18 protein-coding genes are annotated in these 20559 nt (G+C 43.6%); 10 read left to right on the top strand and 8 right to left on the bottom strand.

Features of this window, described 5'->3' with window-relative positions:
* Positions 1 to 6: 6 nt before the first annotated feature.
* Complete coding sequence (locus tag ACTS60_RS12255; protein ID WP_440888463.1) at positions 7 to 675, bottom strand: DUF2982 domain-containing protein; 669 nt, start codon at positions 673 to 675, stop codon at positions 7 to 9.
* 269 nt (positions 676 to 944) lie between these two features.
* On the opposite strand from ACTS60_RS12255, the gene ACTS60_RS12250 reads away from it, so the two are divergent.
* The 6 genes from ACTS60_RS12250 to ACTS60_RS12225 all read left to right on the top strand — a co-directional run bounded on the left by ACTS60_RS12250 (position 945) and on the right by ACTS60_RS12225 (position 6914).
* Complete coding sequence (locus ACTS60_RS12250) at positions 945 to 1334, top strand: hypothetical protein (protein ID WP_010447624.1); 390 nt, start codon at positions 945 to 947, stop codon at positions 1332 to 1334.
* Positions 1335 to 1745: 411 nt separating this feature from the next.
* On the top strand, positions 1746 to 2840 hold the full coding sequence (locus ACTS60_RS12245; protein WP_440888462.1) for a TRAP transporter substrate-binding protein: 1095 nt from the start codon (positions 1746 to 1748) through the stop codon (positions 2838 to 2840).
* Between the two features lie 137 nt (positions 2841 to 2977).
* Positions 2978 to 3517 carry a TRAP transporter small permease subunit gene (locus ACTS60_RS12240; RefSeq protein WP_440888461.1) on the top strand — a complete coding sequence of 180 codons (540 nt, stop codon included), beginning with the start codon at positions 2978 to 2980 and terminating at the stop codon, positions 3515 to 3517.
* A gap of 12 nt (positions 3518 to 3529) precedes the next feature.
* Positions 3530 to 4816 (top strand): TRAP transporter large permease, encoded by a 1287-nt coding sequence (locus tag ACTS60_RS12235; RefSeq protein WP_440888460.1) that lies wholly within the window; start codon positions 3530 to 3532, stop codon positions 4814 to 4816.
* A 111-nt stretch (positions 4817 to 4927) separates the two neighbouring features.
* Positions 4928 to 6283, top strand: a complete 1356-nt coding sequence (locus ACTS60_RS12230) for a cache domain-containing protein (RefSeq protein ID WP_440888459.1) — start codon at positions 4928 to 4930, stop codon at positions 6281 to 6283.
* Positions 6276 to 6914, top strand: coding sequence for a response regulator (locus ACTS60_RS12225; protein ID WP_440888458.1), 639 nt, complete (start codon positions 6276 to 6278; stop codon positions 6912 to 6914). The genes ACTS60_RS12230 and ACTS60_RS12225 overlap by 8 nt, the downstream gene beginning before the upstream one ends.
* A gap of 52 nt (positions 6915 to 6966) precedes the next feature.
* On the opposite strand, the gene cosR is transcribed toward ACTS60_RS12225, so the two are convergent.
* On the bottom strand, positions 6967 to 7443 hold the full coding sequence (cosR, locus tag ACTS60_RS12220; protein WP_010447635.1) for a MarR family transcriptional regulator CosR: 477 nt from the start codon (positions 7441 to 7443) through the stop codon (positions 6967 to 6969).
* A gap of 394 nt (positions 7444 to 7837) precedes the next feature.
* On the opposite strand from cosR, the gene ACTS60_RS12215 reads away from it, so the two are divergent.
* Positions 7838 to 9409: a BCCT family transporter gene (locus tag ACTS60_RS12215; protein ID WP_440888457.1), complete on the top strand. Its 1572-nt coding sequence runs from the start codon at positions 7838 to 7840 to the stop codon at positions 9407 to 9409.
* A gap of 219 nt (positions 9410 to 9628) precedes the next feature.
* Positions 9629 to 11512, top strand: a complete 1884-nt coding sequence (locus tag ACTS60_RS12210) for a methyl-accepting chemotaxis protein (protein WP_440888456.1) — start codon at positions 9629 to 9631, stop codon at positions 11510 to 11512.
* 71 nt (positions 11513 to 11583) lie between these two features.
* On the opposite strand, the gene ACTS60_RS12205 is transcribed toward ACTS60_RS12210, so the two are convergent.
* Positions 11584 to 12300: a 3'-5' exonuclease gene (locus ACTS60_RS12205; RefSeq protein ID WP_440888516.1), complete on the bottom strand. Its 717-nt coding sequence runs from the start codon at positions 12298 to 12300 to the stop codon at positions 11584 to 11586.
* 11 nt (positions 12301 to 12311) lie between these two features.
* Positions 12312 to 14201 carry a DUF294 nucleotidyltransferase-like domain-containing protein gene (locus ACTS60_RS12200; RefSeq protein WP_440888455.1) on the bottom strand — a complete coding sequence of 630 codons (1890 nt, stop codon included), beginning with the start codon at positions 14199 to 14201 and terminating at the stop codon, positions 12312 to 12314.
* Positions 14202 to 14418: 217 nt separating this feature from the next.
* Here ACTS60_RS12200 and ACTS60_RS12195 point away from each other — a divergent pair, with 217 nt between their 5' ends.
* The gene (locus ACTS60_RS12195) at positions 14419 to 15060 is read left to right on the top strand and encodes an outer membrane beta-barrel protein (RefSeq protein WP_409586839.1); all 642 of its coding nucleotides are present in this window, start codon (positions 14419 to 14421) and stop codon (positions 15058 to 15060) included.
* Positions 15061 to 15124: 64 nt separating this feature from the next.
* On the opposite strand, the gene ACTS60_RS12190 is transcribed toward ACTS60_RS12195, so the two are convergent.
* From ACTS60_RS12190 to ACTS60_RS12175, 4 genes are all read right to left on the bottom strand, one after another.
* The gene (locus tag ACTS60_RS12190) at positions 15125 to 16315 is read right to left on the bottom strand and encodes an amino acid aminotransferase (protein ID WP_440888454.1); all 1191 of its coding nucleotides are present in this window, start codon (positions 16313 to 16315) and stop codon (positions 15125 to 15127) included.
* A 181-nt stretch (positions 16316 to 16496) separates the two neighbouring features.
* Positions 16497 to 17963: an HD-GYP domain-containing protein gene (locus ACTS60_RS12185; protein ID WP_440888453.1), complete on the bottom strand. Its 1467-nt coding sequence runs from the start codon at positions 17961 to 17963 to the stop codon at positions 16497 to 16499.
* Positions 17964 to 18189: 226 nt separating this feature from the next.
* Entirely contained in the window at positions 18190 to 18489 is a 300-nt protein-coding gene (locus ACTS60_RS12180) for a hypothetical protein (RefSeq protein ID WP_440888452.1), read from the bottom strand.
* 222 nt (positions 18490 to 18711) lie between these two features.
* Positions 18712 to 18942 carry a hypothetical protein gene (locus ACTS60_RS12175; protein ID WP_010447656.1) on the bottom strand — a complete coding sequence of 77 codons (231 nt, stop codon included), beginning with the start codon at positions 18940 to 18942 and terminating at the stop codon, positions 18712 to 18714.
* Between the two features lie 177 nt (positions 18943 to 19119).
* Here ACTS60_RS12175 and ACTS60_RS12170 point away from each other — a divergent pair, with 177 nt between their 5' ends.
* The gene (locus ACTS60_RS12170) at positions 19120 to 20511 is read left to right on the top strand and encodes a PLP-dependent aminotransferase family protein (RefSeq protein WP_440888451.1); all 1392 of its coding nucleotides are present in this window, start codon (positions 19120 to 19122) and stop codon (positions 20509 to 20511) included.
* The last annotated feature ends 48 nt before the right edge of the window (positions 20512 to 20559 follow it).

Here is a 20559-nt window from a genome sequence, read left to right as displayed (position 1 = left end):
TTTGTATTAAGTATCAGGCTCGGCGGCTGCCAAGTAACGTCGAGCCAATCCCACAAACGCATCAGCTTCTCTATCTAAGTCACTTGTTGAAATAAATACATCGTAGCCATAAAACTGCCTTTGGTACTTCATTCTATTCGCGAGCATCGCAAGTAAACCTTCGTAGAGTATGCCCTTTTGATTAATGTAAGGGGCAGGATCCAGTACCATATCCTCAAATTTAGTTTCACAATGGTTTTGCCGAGCACCCAAATACAACAGTGCACGTTGACTTAAAAGAACTTCTGTCGCGATACGGGGGCAGATCGCGTCTAGATAAGGGGAATAATGCTTTAAACGAATGCCAACCCAAGGCAGAGGCTGATGCCATCCTTCTTGCTCATAGGTACATATTCCTATTGAATCAATGTCTTTCCAACGGACGACCCAGCCGCCTTTGAATAAGTGCTGTTGAAAGTGGGATTGTGTAAGAGTAAAACCTACCTGGCTTTTTTTGATCATCATGATTGCAAAGCCAACAATGACCGCCATTAAAACCACAGATAGCATTGCTTGCTTCCACCCAGGTGCGATCAAAACGAGAAACAAAGTAATGAATACTACCAAGAGCATTATGAATTTGTTGATGGGTGAGTCAGATTTAAAATGCGAGTTAGTCAGGTGCAACGTTTCCATGTTTCAACCTCAGGATATAAGCCGAGTTAGCTAAATCGCCTTGTGTAAGTTCAGTTGCATATCAAACTAAGGCGAACCTCTGTTTTTATACCCAGTATTGACAAAATGTGTCCACAAAATTCTTGATTAAATAATAGACGTTCTATGCATTGAGCGCATTTTTCACAGCGTTTCGCTGCCAAAACCTACAAATTGATTGGGAATTTTGGTATAAATCGCGCTTCAAATTTTCATCCCTGCTGAGATGCAGTGAACTGGAGAAATATTCAATGAGACTTGCTCATAAGCGTAAAGTGCAGATGAAACTGCAAAAGCGCATTAAAGCGACAGTTGCAAACGTAGCAAAAGCACCAAAAACAGCTAAGCCTGTTGCGGAAAAAGTCGTTGCAGAAAAACCTGTTGTTGAGAAAGCGGTAGCTGAGAAGAAGGTAGCTGCAGTAAAAACAGACGTTGCTCTAACTCCTAAGCAACAACAAGTATTAGACATTGTTGTCGCTAATGCTGAAGGTATTAACCCTAAAGGTATTGGTTTAGCGGCAGGTCAAGAAGATACGAAAGCGGCATCATGGGCTACTGGCGCACTGAAAAAGCTTCTTGAAGAAAACCTAGTTCAAAAAGAGCAGTTAGCAGGTAACAAAGTTATCTATAAAGCAGTTTAATTACCGCTGTAATTCTGTTTTTTAATTGAGTACCTCGACGATAGTCGGGGTATTTTTTTATTTAATGACCACTTTTCTCAGTTCCTAATTGAGGATTTTAACGAGACAACGTCGCCATTTGTCACATTTCATTAAATATTGTGTAAATTCTTTCGCAATCAACTACGTACGTAATTCCAACCGGTCTACTTTCATACTAGTCCTATAACTTACTGATTATTATATTTAGTTTGTCTTTATATCAAAAAGACTACGTATAACTACGTAATACCAACGGATAGCGAGTGGCTTCGTTGCTGTTTTTGTTGCGTGTTCATGCCCATTTCGGTCTCCGCTGTAGTATTCCATTGTAAATACGAATCCTTATGTAATGGATGACAACAATAACCTTGGTGACAAAGGACGTGAACGATGAGTCTTATCCAAAAATCTTTGAAACGAGTACTCAAAGCGACGGCGATGGTAGCAACCATAGCATTCGTAGCAACTTCTGCTAGCGCTGCTGACGATAAAGTATATCGCTTGAAATTAGCGGAGACGTGGGGCCCTAACTTCCCAATCTTCGGTGATGCGACTAAGAACATGGCGAAAATGGCAGAAGAAATGTCAAACGGACGCCTACAAGTCCGTATTGACTCCGCAAACAAACATAAAGCACCACTTGGTGTGTTTGATATGGTGAAATCAGGTCAATACGATATGGGCCACTCGGCTTCTTATTACTGGAAAGGCAAAGTACCAAACACCCTTTACTTTACCTCTATGCCTTTCGGTATGCTACCTACAGAGCAGTACGCATGGTTCTACTACGGTGGCGGTATGGAGTTGATGGAGAAGGTTTACTCACCACACAACTTACTGTCTTTCCCTGGTGGTAATACCGATACCCAGATGGGCGGATGGTTCCAGAAAGAAATCAAATCAGTCGATGACCTACAAGGTCTGAAAATGCGTATTCCTGGTTTTGCGGGGGAGATTCTTGCTGAGCTTGGCGCGAAACCAACCAACATCGCCCCGGGTGAACTGTACACCTCTCTTGAGCGTCGTACCATTGATGCATTGGAGTGGGTGGGGCCATCTCTCGACTTGCGTATGGGTTTCCACAAAATCGCACCGTACTACTACACAGGTTGGCATGAGCCAGGAACAGAGCTGCAATTCCTAGTTAATAAGCGTACTTGGGAACGTCTACCTGATGACCTGAAGGCGATTCTTCAAGTGGCGATGAAAGCCGCGGCGTACGACATGTACACACAGTCTAAGCACGAAAGCGGTAAAAACTGGGCGTCGATTCAGTCTGAATATCCGAATGTTCAAGTAAAAGACTTCCCACCAGAAGTTATCTCTGCACTGCGTGAAGCGAATGAGCGCCTACTTAAACAGCACGCAGAAAAAGATGCCTTAGCGAAAGAGATTCAAGAGTCGCAAGCAAATTATATCGAGCAAGTGCGTCCTTGGTCTGACATTTCACATCGAGCTTACCTAAACAGCCAGGCTCAGCAGTAACTTCATCAAGCGGGCTATCTCCAAGAATCTAGGGATTTAGCCTACTAACGAAGCCCAAGAAAAACTTCTCTAAGAGAAGACTATAAAAGTGCTCCGCGAACCAGCGGAGCCAATCCACGAGTTCCATGGAGTTCGGAATGAGAAGCCTTATTTATATTGAGCGAATCTTTAACCGCTTTGGTGATTTTCTAGGATGGTTATCGAGCATCCTATTTATTTTATTACTAGCGAACGTGGTATACGACGTTGTCATGCGTTATGTATTTAATGACGTGTCTATTGCCTTTCAAGAAATGGAATGGCACCTGTTTTCTGCTGTATTTTTGCTTGGCGTTCCTTATGCGATTAAATCTGGTGGTCACGTTCGAGTAGATATTTTCTATGAGCGTTTATCTTACAAAGCACAATCCATCATCGACATTTTAGGCACCTTACTTTTCCTCTTCCCGTTTTGCCTTTTGGTTGCATGGTTCGGTATCGACTTTGCTAAAGAGAGCTATGCGCTTGGAGAAACATCTGGTGATCCAGGCGGTTTACCTTACCGATGGATCATCAAAGGCATGATCCCATTGTCATTCTTATTTATGGCGGTCAGTGGTGTTGGTTTGCTACTTCATTCCGTCAACAAAATTGTTAACCCTCATCTTATCTATGCCGGTAACAACGGTAAGTCCTAAAAGGAAGTTAGTATGATCGGTATAGTGATGTTTTTTGTAGCTCTGTTTGCGCTACTGCTTGGTTTCCCTGTGGCCTTCACCTTTGGTGGCATCGCATTAATATTTGGCGTTTGGGCAGAGGGCATGGATATGTTTGCTTTCATGCCATATCGCATTCAATCCATTATGGAGAACACGGTGCTAATGGCGGTGCCACTGTTTGTCTTCATGGGCTTGGTGTTACAAAAGACAAGACTAGCAGAGCAGTTGCTTGAGTCTATGGGGCGCTTATTTGGTGGCGTTCGCGGTGGTATCGCGATTTCCACAGTGCTCGTAGGTGCGTTGCTTGCTGCTTCTACCGGCGTTGTTGGTGCGTCGGTTGTTGCGATGGGCTTGATATCATTACCTGTGATGCTCAAATACAACTACGATAAAGGGCTTGCGTGCGGCACCATCTGTGCGTCAGGTACGCTTGGGCAAATCATTCCACCTTCTATCGTGTTAATTTTATTGGGTGACGTGCTTGGCGTTCCGGTTGGTGATCTTTTCCAAGCTGCGGTGTGGCCGGGACTGATGCTGGTAGGCGCGTATGTGATCTACATTTTGATTTACGCCAAACTCAATCCAGAAGCCGCTCAGCCTATTGAGCGCGATGCGTCGATCAGCCGTAAAGAAGAAGTGCTTACCGCGCTTAAAGCGGTATTACCGCCGCTTGCGCTGATCATTGTAGTGTTAGGTTCTATCTTTGCGGGCATTGCTACACCAACGGAGTCGGCGGCGTTAGGTGGTGCAGGAGCGATTGTACTGTCACTGCTATACAAACAGTTTAGCTGGTCAATGGTGTATGAAGCCTCAAAAGAGACGGTGAAAGTGACCGCAATGGTATTTGCGATACTGCTTGGTGCGACGGCATTCTCGATGGCGTTCACATACACGGGCGGCGATTACCTGGTTGAAGAGTGGATGCTACAACTACCGGGTGAGAAGTGGGGTTTCTTGATTATTACAATGGTGGTGATTCTTATCCTTGGCTTCTTCATCGACTTCGTTGAAATCTGTTTCATCATTGTGCCGATCATTGCGCCTGTTGCAGAACTGATGGGTATCAACATGACCTGGTTTGCGATTTTGATTGCAATGAATCTGCAGACTTCATTCCTCACACCACCATTTGGATTTAGTTTGTTTTATTTAAAAGGTGTGGCTCCTGCGGGGGTGACAACGCGTGATATTTACCGAGGTGTGATGCCATTCATTGCCATTCAAATTGTTGTTCTGGCTTCTTTGTTATTCTTCCCTGCATTCTATGGCATGGCGTAATGATTTAAGTTAGTGAATAGGTGAATTTGTGACCTGAGAGTTTTTACCTTTTGAGACAAGTTGTTAAGCTGTTTGTCGAAATGACAAACAGCGTTTCATTGGAGGAAAGGAATGCCTCTCAAAGCCAAGTTAATATTACTGGCTCTAATACCTGTGGTGTTGGTGTCAGCCAGCATCAGTTGGATTTCTATCTATCAAGCCAAGACTCTTGGTCAACGCGAAGTAGAAATCTTTCATCAGAATCTTATCCAATCTAAAGAAGCAGCATTGAAAGATACGGTCGATCTGGCTTTTGATGCCATTTCTCATATCTATAACGATCCTACTCTCGAGGAGGAGGACGCTAAAGCGCGTGTTAAAGCTATTCTCAATCGTCTTCGGTATGGTTCAGATGGCTATTTCTTCGCCTATGATAAACACGGTACGAACTTAGTTCATCCCATTCTGCCCGATCTTATTGGGCAAAATCTGCTTCATATTCAAGATGAAAATGGCAATCACTTGATCGAAACCTTGCTCTATCAAGCTCAACTTGGTGGCGGTTTTCATCAATACCTTTGGCAAAAGCCTTCAACCGGCGAGGTGGTTCCTAAGTTGAGTTATGCCGCTTGGTTGGATAAGTGGGATTGGATGATCGGCACAGGCTTGTATATTGAAGATGTCAGCCGTGAAGTTGCGAATATGCGTGCAGCAGTAAACCAGAATATTGAAACTACGTTTTTCTCTGTCGTGATCATTCTGGTGGTTACGGTCTCAGTTATTATTGTCCTGACGTTAGCGATTAACTTGCATGAACATCGTTTGGCAGATAAGCACCTCAAAGAGCTTGCCCATAAAACGGTAATGTTCCAAGAAGACGAAAAGAAACACTTAGCGAGAGAGCTACATGACGGTATCAATCAGCTATTGGTCTCCAGTAAATGCCACTTAGATTTGATGGCTCATCGCATCGAAGATGAAAAGCTCAAATCCCACCTAGATAAATCTCAACGCTCGCTAATTACTGCGATCAACGAAGTTCGTCATATTTCTCATCAACTCCGACCTAGTGCGCTGGATGATATTGGTCTTGAAGCGGCCCTCACCACCTTATTACAAGACTTTCATTCACATTCTGGTATCGACATTGATAGTCACTTTGATACTAATCAGGTGAAGTTGAAATCTGAGGTAGCGACGACCTTGTATCGTGTTGCTCAAGAGTCGTTGAACAATATCGAGAAGCACGCTAAGGCGAAAAAGGTCACGGTTATTTTGCAAAAGATGGGCAATATGCTGCAATTACTGATACGAGATGATGGGGCAGGGTTCCTTGTTAACCACTCGGTACATCGTCAGGGGATTGGTTTACGCAATATGCGCGAGCGTGTTGAGTTTATTGGCGGTGAGTTTGAATTGATGAGCGAGCCAGGATTAGGCACAGAAATCACCGTATTGTTAGATTTGGATGGATTAGTTTATGGATAAACCAATTAGCGTGGTGATAGTCGATGATCATCAGGTCGTACTTGATGGCTTTATGGCGCGACTGGAATTAGAGCCTGACATTGATGTGATTGGTACCGCCAGTAATGGGCTGGAAGCGATCGAAGTTTCTAAGATGCTCAACCCGGATGTGATTCTAATGGATATTAGTATGCCAATTATGAATGGCATCGAAGCGACGGGTGTGATTAAAGAGGAAAGGCCAGCGAGCAAAGTATTAATGCTGACGATGCATGATAACCGTGAATACATCATGAAGGTGATGCAGGCCGGAGCTGTAGGTTACATGCTTAAAGAAATTTCTGCCGAGAAGATGGTGCAAGCGATAAAAACCGTGAATCAAGGCTCAACGTACTTTTGTGAATCTGTTACTCAAACTCTGTTTACTCAAGATGTTATACCTGCTGCACAAAAACCAAACCCACTTAGTCGTCGTGAAGAAGCCGTCTTAAAACTGGTTGCTCAGGGACATAGCAGTAAAAAGATCGCGACGCTTTTGGACATTAGCTATCGAACAGTAGAGACACATCGCCACAATATTAAGCATAAGCTGGATTTGTATTCGACCGCAGAGTTGGCTAAATATGCCTTTGAGACAGGTTTGGTTGAGTAAGTGTTAAGATGGAAGCGCTCATTACTGGACGAATGAGCGCTCTTGAAAGGTACTACTCTGGTTTGGTGATGCTTCCAAGCTCTAGCATTGGTGCAACATCGATATCTTCTGCATTCATCATAGTCGAAATGCGTTGAACAGAAGACAGCAGTAAGCTCTGTTCCCACTCTTCCAACTTTTGAAAGCGGCTAATGAAGTGTTCTTGTAGGGGAGTTGGCGCTTGCTTTAACGCTTCTTGCCCTTTTTCTGTTAGTACCGCATGCACTTTGCGTTTGTCTTGGACACTACGACGGCGTTCAACAAGCTGATTACGCTCTAAACGGTCTAAAATAGTGGTAGCCGTTGCCTGACTCATATTGGTATGGCTAGACAGCTGTTTGATAGTGACATTGTCTAATTCACTAATAGCTCGCATCAGAATCAGTTGTGGAGCCGTTAAACCAGACTCTTTGCTCAGCTTTTTAGAATGTAAATCAATAGCGCGGATGATCTGACGTATCGAGACCAAGACTTCTTCGTACTTTTCCAATTTAGTAATCCAGTCATTAAGGGATCATGTAACGACGCGACACTAACTCAAAAGCGTTGTCATTAAAAGGGCTTAGTTAGTAATCGCGACACCATTTTTCAATTATATGCCTTGGCTCTCCTTATTAAATTTATGGCTTTTTACGGCTCAAAAAGCATGGCCTAGAATAATTATAGTAAGAAATGTTTGTGGTCTAATTATTGCTGTGGTTGTTTTCGCTTTTTTTGGTGAATTTTTATGATTGAAAAGTAAGTTATTGGATTTTTTATCAGCAAAACATAGACAAAAATACCTAAAATGGTAGGATCTTCCACTTTCATGGAAAATAAAATGTATCGTGTTCGAAGGTTTTTTTGCGTTACGCTGAAAAATTAGAATGCAAAAGAGAGGAACAATGACAAAAGGTATAGATAAGTACAGTATCGACAGTACCGACTATACGGTTGGTCAAGATAACGTACAGAAATGGGGTTTTGACGTACATAATCCTGTTTTTGGTATCAGTGCAGGCTTCATTGCACTATTTCTTATTGCAGCATTAGTTCTTGATGCGCATACAGCCAAAACCGCTTTAGATGGAATCAAGTGGAAAATTATCGGTTCATTTGATTGGCTATTCATTATTTCAGGCAACATCTTCGTTATCTTCTGTTTGGGACTTATTGTGTCGCCAATGGGTAAGATTCGCCTAGGCGGTAAAGATGCTGTCGCTGATTACTCGTTTGTTTCGTGGCTTGCAATGCTATTTGCTGCAGGTATGGGTATCGGTCTGATGTTCTGGAGTGTGGCTGAGCCAGTGGCTTATTTCACTGGTTGGTATGAAACGCCATTGGGTGTTGAAGCGAATACCCCAGAAGCTGCCAAACTCGCATTAGGTGCAACTATGTTCCACTGGGGTCTACACCCATGGGCGATTTATGGTGTCGTTGCGCTTTCATTAGCTTTCTTTACTTATAACAAAGGCCTACCGCTGTCTATGCGTTCGATTTTTTACCCACTGCTGGGTGATCGTGCATGGGGCTGGGCTGGTCATATTGTAGATATCCTTGCGGTACTTGCGACACTATTTGGTCTTGCGACGTCACTGGGCCTTGGTGCACAACAAGCAGCAAGTGGTATTCACCATGTGTTTGGTGTTGAGCCTGGTCTAGGTCTGCAGATTGTTGTGATTACTGTCGTTACCTTACTAGCGGTTGTCTCAGTTGTCCGTGGTATTGATGGTGGTGTTAAAGTCATCAGTAATATCAACATGGTTATTGCATTTTTACTACTAATCCTTGTTGGTTTGATCGGCTGGGCTGTGAGTTTAGGCTCTATTCCTACGACGTTTATGGCGTATGTAGAGAACCTTATTCCACTTAGTAACCCGTTTGGTCGTACTGATGAAGCTTGGTTCCAAGGCTGGACAGTGTTCTATTGGGCTTGGTGGATTTCATGGTCACCATTCGTAGGTATGTTCATTGCTCGTGTCTCTCGCGGTCGTACTGTACGTGAGTTCATTACGGCGGTATTGATTGTTCCTACGGCAGTAACGCTTATTTGGATGTCGGTATTTGGCGGTCTAGCTATCGACCAAGTGATAAACAATGTCGGTGAACTAGGCGCAAACGGCCTTACTGATGTTTCGCTAGCAATGTTCCAGATGTTTGATGTTCTTCCGCTTGGTAATGTTCTATCTATTATTGCAGTTGTGTTGGTATTGGTATTCTTCATTACCTCGTCAGATTCAGGCTCACTAGTAATCGACAGTATTACCGCTGGTGGTAAAGTTGATGCGCCAGTTCTACAGCGTGTATTCTGGGCCTTTATGGAAGGTGCTATTGCGGTTGCGCTACTGTGGATCGGTGGTTCTGAAGCCGTTCAAGCGCTTCAAGCAGGGGCGATTTCAACCGCTCTACCATTTACCATTGTTTTACTTGCAATGTGTGTAAGTTTGTTGATGGGTATGAGAACAGAAAAACACTAAGTTACTGTAAAATAAAGCTTAATTTATAAACTCAAAGCCGGCATTTTTGCTGGCTTTTTTTGTGCGAAAATTCTGACGCTCGACAAAAAAATGGCGAAAAAATTTTCTTTTTTTACAATGACTTATTTGATAATTGATAAGTGTGAAATTTGGTGCGCTTAACGTCAATTCTGTGTAAACTCATTGCTCATTTACTGTTCTCCCAACAAATAATAAATTATGAAACTATCACTAAAACAAAAGCTTATTGGCGCAAGTCTATCTGCTGTTGTTGTTATGGCAGCAGCATTGACGTGGTTGTCGGCGGGTCAATTATCTGATCAGACACGTACCGGGGTTTCTTCAAGAGCACAAAGTTTAAGCAACGCTGCTTCTGAAGGTATTTCTGACTGGGTTGCTATTCGCAAAGATATTGCGACGGCTTTCAACGATTACTCCACTGAGCAAGACGTTGTCCCTTTTTTACAACAAGCACGCAAAGCTGGTGGCTTTGATGATATCTTCCTAGGTACTCCGGAAGGTGGCATGTACCGCTCTCACCCAGAGCGTAACCGTGCAGGTTATGATCCACGTACTCGTCCTTGGTACAAAGATGCTAACGCCGCTGGCAAGCAAATTATTACTACGGCTTATCAAGACGCAATCACTAATGCACTGTTAGTGACTATCGCGGAACCTGTATACCAGAGTGGCCGTTTTGTCGGTGTAGTAGGGGCTGACGTGTTGATTGACCAGCTGATTGATGACGTAATTAGTCTAGATGCAGGTGAAAATGCGCACGCAATGCTGATCGATATGAGTGACGGCACTTTCCTTGCTCACCCAAACAAGAGTTTGACGCTTAAACCTATCGCCAACCTTTCAAGTGATTTTTCTAAAGATTCTATTGAGCGTGCAGCAAATAGCGGAGCCATTGAAACCGCAACGATTAATGGCCAAGAGAAGCTGTACTATTTCAGTAAAGTTCCTGGCACACATTGGATGTTTGCGATCGAAATGGATCGTGCGACAGAAGAAGCAAGTCACGCGCAGTTATTACGTGAAATGCTGATCACAGCGGTGCTGATTACTATCGCGGTTATTGCTGCGGTATCTTGGTTAGTCGGTTTCTTGTTCCGTGATTTGGGCCGTGTTTCACAAGCGCTAGAAGAAATCGCTTCTGGTGAAGGTGATCTAACACAACGACTTGAACCTCGCAGTGATGATGAAGTTGGCAAGCTTGCAGAAAACTTTAACCGCTTTGTTGGTAACATGCATACCATGGTAACTAAGCTTAGCCATGTATCAGCTGCACTTTCTCAACAATCACGTCAAACTGCTCAGCAGGCAGAAGAGCGTAGTCAGCGAATTGCATATCAGCAAGACGAGATCAACATGGTTGCGACTGCCGTGAATGAAATGGCTGCAGCAACGCAAGAGATCGCTGGTAATGCTGAAAACACCGCTCAAAACTCTGAAGAAGCGGTAGAAGCATGTGCGCATGGCTCAAGCCAAGTAACGCAGACGCAAGGCTCTATTCAGAATCTTGCTCAAGAAGTTCAAGTAGCGACCAATGTTATTCAAGAACTGGAAGCGCATGGTAACAGTATCAATACCATTCTATCTACGATCCAAGGTATTGCTGAACAAACTAACCTTCTTGCTCTGAACGCAGCAATTGAAGCGGCACGCGCAGGTGAGCAAGGTCGAGGCTTTGCGGTCGTGGCGGATGAAGTACGCGTACTAAGTCAACGAACTCATGCCTCAACGCAAGAAATTCAAGAGACGATTGAGATGCTGCAAGGTACAACAGCGAAAGCAGTCGGCATTATGGATGATAGCCGTCGTTTGGCAGATACTAGTGTGGATGACGCGAACTCTGCGGCAGCGAGCCTGACTCAAATTCATTCTGCAGTAGAACGTATCAACGATATGGCGACTCAAATTGCATCAGCGGCTGAGGAGCAAGCATCAGTAACATCTGAAATCACACGCAACACTGAAGGTATTCGTGATGTTTCAAACGAGCTGTCTTCTGAAGCACAGCATGCTGCAGAGCAAGCTGCGCAGTTGTCTGAGCTATCGCATGAGCTAGAGCAAGAAATTAATCGCTTTAAGTTATAGTTCAGCAGAGAACCGACTAAAAAGGAGCCATTTGGCTCCTTTTTGCTTTTAGGCTAAAAAGACTATTGGAATTACAACCATAAGCTGCTTATAGGCTGTTCCCCACTATAATGATGGGCGATCTGTGCTTGCAGAAGCTCCGCAGTGGCGATGGCATCTGTCAGTGCGTGGTGTGGTGTGTAGTCTGGAAGCCCATAACGTCGACGAGATTGCGCTAATCGCAGTGAGCCGGGTTTGTTTCCCTTCAACTTATTCCAAAGACCGCCAGAGAGTCTCTGCTGGATATCTTCTTCGATTTGAAGCGTATCTAGAACTGGAAATTCAATGCCTTCGCCAATACGTACTTGAAGCGCTTGGTTTAGAAATTCGCGCTCTATACGGCGATAGTGCACAACAACAATCTTACCCGCTAAACAGGGCAGTAACTCGTCAAGAATATCGCCAAGATCAGGTGCATCAATGAGCTCGTTGTGGGTGATACCGTGGATAATCACAGAGTCTTCAGCTAATTTTTCTTGCGGGCGTACTTTCCAGTGTTTAGCTTGGCGTAAAAAAATACGATTGAGATTAAAAGGCACCAGACCAATCGTGATAATGCCATTTTTTTGAGGGTTCAACCCGGTAGTCTCGAAATCTAGTGCGACAAACTCGACTTGAGATAGCGGCGTGTCCGGTGCAGGTAACTCTGTACCATAAAAGGCGACTAGACGTTCATCCGTTGCTCTTTCCAGCTTTTGCTGAAACTTTATTGGCCATTGGATTGCGGGCTTTTGAAATAACTTTTTAATCACGCTATGCCTCACTTAAACTTGTTGCTAGCCTGATAGCGAAACTTAAGGAAGTTCTGGCCATTACTCAATATTTGAAAGGCATCTTTGAGATTGCGTCTTTCAAAATCTGATAAGTTTTCTGGCTCGATATTGTTATCCGGTTCGGTTCCTAACTCAACGTCAATCGCTTGGTGGCGAATACGAACCATAGAGATAAACTCCATCGCATCTTTCAAGTCTTGCGCGCGCCCTTTGGGCAAAATACCTGCATCAATGATGTCATCTAACCGTTCAAAGGAGTTTCGAGCACGAGAGCCCACTGCTAGTGCGTGAACTCGAATTAGGTCGACTAGGGGAGCGGTGCCTCTTCGTTTCAAATTAATCGAGTTTTTATGTTGGCCATCTTTCTCCATCACGAAATCTTTAAAGAAGCCCAGTGGTGGTGTTCGATTCAGAGCGTTTCTGGCAAGACATGCGAGGAAACGATTGTTTTTACGTGCACGACGAACAATGAAACTGGTCAGTTGCTCAGCCCATTTTAAGCGGCCATAAACACCATCTAAGTCGAAAAAGATAGACGCATTGAGTAGTGCTTTTGGATTGGGGTCATCAATCCAATCAGCGAAGCACGCTTCCCATTCTGAGCGCGTCATTCTCCACATAGGATTGGTTGCCATGATGTCTCCGGTACAATACTTATAGCCGCAAGCATCCAACCCATCGCTGACGAACTTGGCTAAAGCCTCAAAGTACTTGCCATGTTTTTCAGGTTTATAGGTGTCATCAAGAATGATGGCATTATCTTGGTCGGTAACTAGTAACTGTTCATCTCGCCCCATGGATCCAAGAGCCAAGAAACAATACGGAACCGGTGGAGGGCCAAGTTCTTGCTCGGCTAGCTCAATAAGGCGCTGCTTAAAACTTCTGCCTATTACGGACATTGCACTGCCGACCATATGTGAGTTGGCATCCTCGTTAACAAGGCGTACAAAGCTGCTTTTTACCTCATCTGCGACAATAGCTAGGTCTTCAATGGTTTGCTGTTGGAATATGCTGCTCACAAGAAGTAGTGAGTTTTGAGATTCGTAGCGAACGATATCTGTCGCTTCAATAATGCCTATTGGCATTTGGTCCTTCACTACTGGCAAATGGTGTACGTTGTAGCGAAGCATCGTGAGCATAGCTTCATAAACATACGCGTTGTGATCAAGCGAGATAACCTCTGTTGTCATGACGGTTGACACTTCATCTAAAGGGGACAACCCTTCAGCTAAAACCCTTGTACACAAATCACGGTCGGTGATGATACCAACGACGGGTGATTGCAGATCATCTTCATCTAGAACAAAATCAGGGTCGACGATCAGTAGCGACGAGACATTGTCTTGTGCCATCAATTGAGCTGCTTCTTGAATAGTTTGCCCTCGCTCAATAGTAGGCGCATCGCGTGTTAGCAATGTCTTTACTTTTGAGGTCGTCAGGTCATTTGCATCGCTATTTTCAGAAACAGCTTGTCTTAAGCGGGCGCTATTTTCAACTTCAACAAAGTCTGCGAAAGAATCAAAATTGTCGTATAACTCTTGGAAAATATCACCAGGGATGCAGTAAAGGAGGGTATCTTCAATTGCTTTGACTGGAAAGCGCACTTTATTGTTGGTGAGCAGGCCCATTTGACCAAAGAGATCACCTTCGTCTAGTCGGTTATACAGTTCCCCTTTACGTCGATAAACTTCGACAACGCCACTTCTGACCATGTATAGGTCATTGATTTGATCGCCGAAGTGAATGACAGGAGTATCTTGCCGATAGTAAGAAATCTCGATGTTTTCGGTTATTTTGTTCAGCGTATCTTCTGGTAGTTCATTGAAAGGAGGGTACTTGACGAGAAAATTATAAATCTCTAACAGCTCTGCATCCATGAAGGTGCCTTTTTCTTCGCAAATGATAGGTTAATCATAACTTAGTTTTAAAACAGAATCTTATCGGATCACACAAAACCCCAGTTCGTGATAAAATTAGTAATAAACTTACGTTAAGATTGCGTAGGTTTCAGTCATAACTAGGATCATTGAGTGCGTTTTTTATCCGTTTTAACAACAAAAGCACTTATAAATGGCTCTCATGCAAGGAATTAAAATGGTAAGAATATTGTTAGCTGCGCCTCTTGTAGCATTACCTTTAATGAGCATTGCCTCAGAATCTGAACAAGCGGAGAAGTTTGGGTATGAGCATATCCAATTAGAGCTTGGAGCTGGCACAACAAATGAAGAATGGCTAGATAACTCCAACGCAACAACCATTGCGCTTGGCGGCAACTATTTAATTGCAGATAATTGGTTATTCAATGTTGATTACTCCGCTCAGTTTTTCCACCCAGATGACTTCACTTTGCGTATAGACCGTTTATTGTTTGGGGGAGGTTATCGCTATGGCGTTAATGATGTATTCGATGTGTATGGCATTTATGGCTTAGGTGCAATCAAAGCAAAAGCAAAAAATGACACCACAGATCGCACTATTTCATCAGAGAGCGAGTTTATTCAGGCCGCGACCTTTGGTGCAAATTACTTATTCAGTGAAAAGTTAATCGGCACAGCTGAAATAAGCATTAATCGCAGTGATATTGTAGATGAAAACAACTATAAGCTAGCGTTTAATTACCAGTGGCATAAAGTTATCGGAACGGGTGTGTATTATCAGTTGAGAGACACCGACTATCGCGGTTCAAGCTCCGAGCATATCAACGAGGTTGGTATCGGGTTCAAGTTTATCTACTAGAACAAAAAAGGTCAGCATTCGCTGACCTTTTTAAATTTTGTTATTTACTCTACGAAAAGTTCAATTATAGAACCGCAGCAATGCCTTTACACAGCGGTCCCATGTTTGATTTCGTCATACCAGCTACACTGATACGACCTGAGCCTACGATGTAAATACCGAACTCTTCTTTCAGACGGTTTACTTGCTCTTTAGACAGACCAGAGAATGAGAACATGCCGTTTTGGCGCTCGATGAAGCTAAAGTCTGCGTCTACACCTTCAGCCTTTAGTGTTGCTACAAATAGCTCACGCATCTCTTGGATACGATCACGCATTTCAGCGACTTCTGCTTCCCATTCTGCACGCAGTTCAGCATCACCAAGAATATGAGTCACAACTGCACTACCGTGCGCTGGCGGGTTAGAGTAGATAGAACGGATGATTGCTTTTACTTGCGAGAACGCCGTTGTTGCAACGTCTTCTGATTCAGCAACAAGAGTGAATGCGCCAACACGCTCATTGTATAGGCCGAAGTTTTTAGAGAAAGAGCTCGCTACTAGGATCTCTTTGTTGTACTTAGCGAATGTACGCAGGCCGGAAGCGTCTTCTTCTACGCCTTTAGCAAAACCTTGATACGCAAAGTCGAATAGAGGTAGTAGTTTCTTCTCAGCGACCAGCTTTGCTAGCGTTTCCCACTCTTCAGCCGTTGGGTCGATACCCGTTGGGTTGTGACAGCAGCCGTGTAGTAGAACTACATCGCCTTCTGATGCTGCTTGAAGATCGGTCAGCATAGCATCAAAGTCTTTGTCTTTTGTTTCTGCGTTGTAGTAGCTGTATTGTGCCGTCTCGATACCCGCAGCAGTGAATACGCCATTGTGGTTTGCCCAAGTTGGGTTGCTGATCCAGATTTTTGCTTCACCAAGTTGACGTTTAATGAATTCACCCGCAACGCGAAGAGCACCAGTACCACCAGGCGCCTGAGCTGTTTTGGCACGCTTGCTAGCAACGATTTCAGCCTCTGCACCGAAAAGCAGTTTTTGTACAGCTAGACCATATTCCGCTGTACCTTCGATCGTTAGGTAAGATTTGGTTTTTTCAGTTTCAATCAGTGCGGCTTCGGCTTTTTTAACAGTCGCAAGAACAGGGGTTTCACCTTGCTCGTTCTTGTAAATACCAACGCCTAGGTTAATTTTTTCAGCGCGGGTATCTTTTTTAAACTCTTCAGTAAGGCCAAGAATAGGGTCAGCCGGAGCGGCAACTACTTTTTCAAACATAATCTTCATCCATGTTAATCGAAGGGGTCTGCTGACATTTATACCTTTCAGCAATATTCGTTACAACAGTTAGTGATAAGAAAACTTAAAAAAGTTTTGATTTGAAACAGAATTCTAACATAACAAGGTTTTTTGCTATGTAAACCCCTCTTAAGTTGGCGATTAAGAGGGGGATAATTAGCTAGGCGGCTATATTTTGTTCATCTTGATATTGCTGTGCAATGTGCTGAAAATCAGTTTCGACAGCAAGGAAAGCATCGACAATCTGAGGATCAAAATGTTTGCCTTTTCCTTCTAGGATGATTGCTTTCGCCTTGTCATGACTGAATGCAGGTTTATAAACACGTTTTGAAATGAGTGCATCATAAACATCAGCCAGTGCCATTAGACGGCCTGAAAGAGGAATCTCTTCGCCAGAAAGCTGGTTTGGATATCCAGTGCCATCCCATTTTTCATGGTGGGTAAGGGCAATCTCTTTAGCAACGCGCAAAAATGAACTACTTCCTAGTTGCTTTTCTGCTATTGATAGCGCTTCTGCACCAATTTCAGCATGACCCTTCATGATCTCAAATTCTTTGTCGGTAAGTTTACCTGGCTTCAATAGGACGCTGTCAGGCACACCAACTTTACCTACATCATGGAGAGGTGCGGATTTATACAGTAGTTCGATGTAGTTTGGAGTCAGCAAAGATTGGTGTGCCGTATGCTTGGATAGATGTTCTGCTAATACTTTAACGTATTCTTGAGTTCTAAGAATATGCGCGCCTGTTTCATTATCACGAGATTCAGCAAGCGCAGAAAGGCTGACGATAGCAACGTCACGCGTTGTTTTTACCTCATTTTGAGATACTTGCAGACTGTCTAACATTTGGTTAGTTAGACAGGCCATCGCTCCGAGTTCATCATGCTCAAATATCGGTAGTCGATGTTCTAATCTGCCTTGGGTCACTTCTTTTAATGCATCCTCCTGGCTAAGCAGAATCTTCTGCATCAGTTTTGTCCATAGAACCATGATAGCTATGACATAACCACCAATGACTAGTGCAATGTAGACAAGCTCTTTAATGAAGCTGATCTTTCCGAGCCCGTTGGTGATTTGCTCTGGGTTTTGCTCTAGCCAATAGATATCTTTCACAGCAACCATGGTTAATATAGTCGTCAATGTGATAAGCAGTACGATCATCATTCCAATCATTTGTTTAATAATGGATTGACGTTGGCCAGAGAGCGCAAAATCGAAGCGCTTTTTGTGGCTTAACGCATCAAAGTGAACGAGCTTACTTTGCAGTTGAAGGATCAGGCCAGTAAGAAAACCAAATAAGGTCATACCCAATAAAACCTTTACGTTGCTGTCCCAAGTAAAGTCGTATTGCAGATTATAAAATGCCGCGAAAGGGATACTCGCAATCGTAAACAAAGATGCGTCAAGCAGAGCTTGTCTGTTATCTGCTATGAGAGGGTGCCGAGCGAGGATATAGTGTCGAACTATAAAAAGTATTGAGAAGACAACAGTACAATGCAGAATTATTTCAAATGCATTTAATGTACTAAGCATTGGGCATACACGCCCACCGTAGGTTCCAAAGAAAAATGCAGCCGCTAAATAGAGTTTAAGTGTCAGTGGTGCGTTGTAGTTAGTATTCACCATAGCTAGTTTTACCTTATCAAAGCGTATCGTTCACTCTATTTATTGACTCGCTGAATAGACAGGAGCGACTTTGGGTGTGATAGATACTGAGTTGATATTAAATTTGTAAAATCAAAGGCTAGGAATTTTATCGATAGATTGCACGCATTGATAGGTTTTTGTTATTAATTGGCTCAATAATTAAAAAAGCCCCGACTAAGCGGGGCTTTGGAATGGATCATTAAACCTATTTCTTTAGGTTAATTTCTGATTCTACAGCATTGGTTTCAATGTCTGGGTTGCTTGACAGTTTTCCTGTCGCCCAGTCATTCATGTGTTTCAGAATTGCTTTTAAGGCATGCTTTTCAGTTGGCGCTTCAGTTGCTTCAACTTCTAGTTTTTGTTTTGGGTGCGATCCTGTCGCATCTTCAGCAACATGCAGCCAATCTGGATGCCAGTAATAAGGTTGACCAGATGCTGTGCTCCACGTATGGACACCGTTAGTCTCACCTTTGTATTTAATATCGTTTTCGTTGTACTTAGTCATTATTATCTTCTCTCATGTTCATGAGTTGAGGTATGTCACCATTACGTTATAAATGTAACAGATGCCTGCAAAAATAATGTGACAGCAATCTATTTATGTCGTCGATATTAACGCCAATAAAGTGTAAACGTCTCAATTAATAATTTTAGCACGCAAATTAACGGCTTAACTCAGGGTTTAAGGTGGCCGCTACTATAGTAGCAGCCAACAGAGTAAGCGGATCTATTCATTATTTAGATGTTTAACAATGGCTTCTTTCGCGTGCTCTTCTGTAGCCGTTTCGCCATCCGGAACTTCTAGTTCACATTTTGGCTGTAGGCCTAGGGCGTCCTCTGCAATATGGAGCCAGTCGGGGTGCCAGTAGTAAGGCGTATCACTATCAGGGTGATCCCAACTATGAACACCTTTGTGTGTGCCCCTATAAGATAGATCGTCCATGGTAAACAGTTTCATTGTCGCCTCCAGAGAGAGTATTCATGTCATTGAAAGTATGGAACATAAAATGACACTTTGCGCTGTAAAATGCTAAGGCAAAGTTTGAGAAGTTATCTTACAACATTGGCACAAAGCGTTAGGAATTTTTGGGATGATTTATGCTATCTTGCTTTTTCGGGTGCTTAAGAGGGAATTATGAATCGCTATCGACAAATGGCTGAGTTGTTTAAAACTCAGATCCGACAGAATACATGGAGGGCGGGAGAGAAACTGCCTTCCGTTCGAGTAATAAGCCGAAGCCATTCAGTAAGCGCCGGAACTGTATTGCAAGCTTATCAATTGTTGGAAGCTCAAGGGTGGGTAACAGCAAAACCGCAATCAGGGTACTTTGTAACCGCCGAGCTCGAACGATTAGAAGCTTCAAATTCAGAAAGCAGCGTTCTGCGAGTGTCAGTCAATGATGAGTTGTATGGTTTTCTTAAGCATCAAGCGTTACCAGAGGCGATAAAGCTTGGCTCAGCATTTCCTGATCCGACATTGTTTCCATTGGACGCGTTAAACCGTAATCTTGCCAGTTCTGGGCGTAAAATGGCCCCGGATTCTCTATTAGATAACCTCCCTCCCGGCAGTGAAGCCCTTCGCCGCTTGATTGCACAGCGCTATATTCAGCAAGGCATGAGCTTGACTCATGATGATATTGTGATCACCTCTGGTGCGTTAGAGGCGCTTAACCTTAGCCTACAAGCGGTCACCCAACCCGGTGATACCGTGGTCGTAGAATCACCGACCTTCTATGGTGCACTACAAGCCATCGAGCGATTAGGCTTAAACGCGATAGAAGTGCCTGTTGATGCGGAGGATGGCCATTCGTTAGAGCAGCTAGCGGAAGTATTTAAAAATCACGACATCAAAGCTTGCTGGCTGATGACAAATTTTCATAACCCAACAGGAACCTCTCTCTCTACACAGAAAAAACAGCGTGTTGTTGAGCTTGCGAATCAACACGATGTCTATGTGATAGAAGATGATGTTTATGCTGAGCTGTATTTTTCCGATAGCAAGCCAGTGGCATTGAAAAGCTTTGATACACAAGAGCGTGTGCTGCATTGCGGATCCTTATCGAAAAGTCTGTGCCCCGGTTATCGCTTAGGTTGGGTCGTGAATAAGCGTTTTAATGAAGCAATCCAAAAGCTGCAACTGATGTCGACCTTGTCAGGCAGTGCACCTATTCAGCAAGGTGTCGCACATTACCTTCAAAACGATAGTTACGATAATCATCTAAGAAAGCTACGTAAGACGCTCCAACGGCGTCAACAACGATTTATTGAGCTTCTTGAACAGTACCTTCCTGCGCAAGTTAATTTTTATTTACCGCAAGGTGGGTATTTTCTTTGGTTAGCGCTGCCAAAAGGTGTCAGTAGTAAAACGCTCTATCAAGTATTGCTTGCCGAACAAGTGACCATTGCTCATGGCAAGTTGTTCTCTTTGGATGCGCAGTTTGAAAACTATCTGCGGCTTAATACTTCGTTAGCGCCAGATGAAAATGTAGAGCAAGCCATTCGTAAATTGGGTGATTTGCTTCACTAATGGAACTGTTTGCTCTTTTTTCCAGCTAACTGTATCAGAACGGTTTAG

The organism is Vibrio sp. WZ-1 (assembly GCF_052037695.1).
Lineage (GTDB): Bacteria > Pseudomonadota > Gammaproteobacteria > Enterobacterales > Vibrionaceae > Vibrio.
This window is presented reverse-complemented; position numbering and strand designations above follow the sequence as displayed.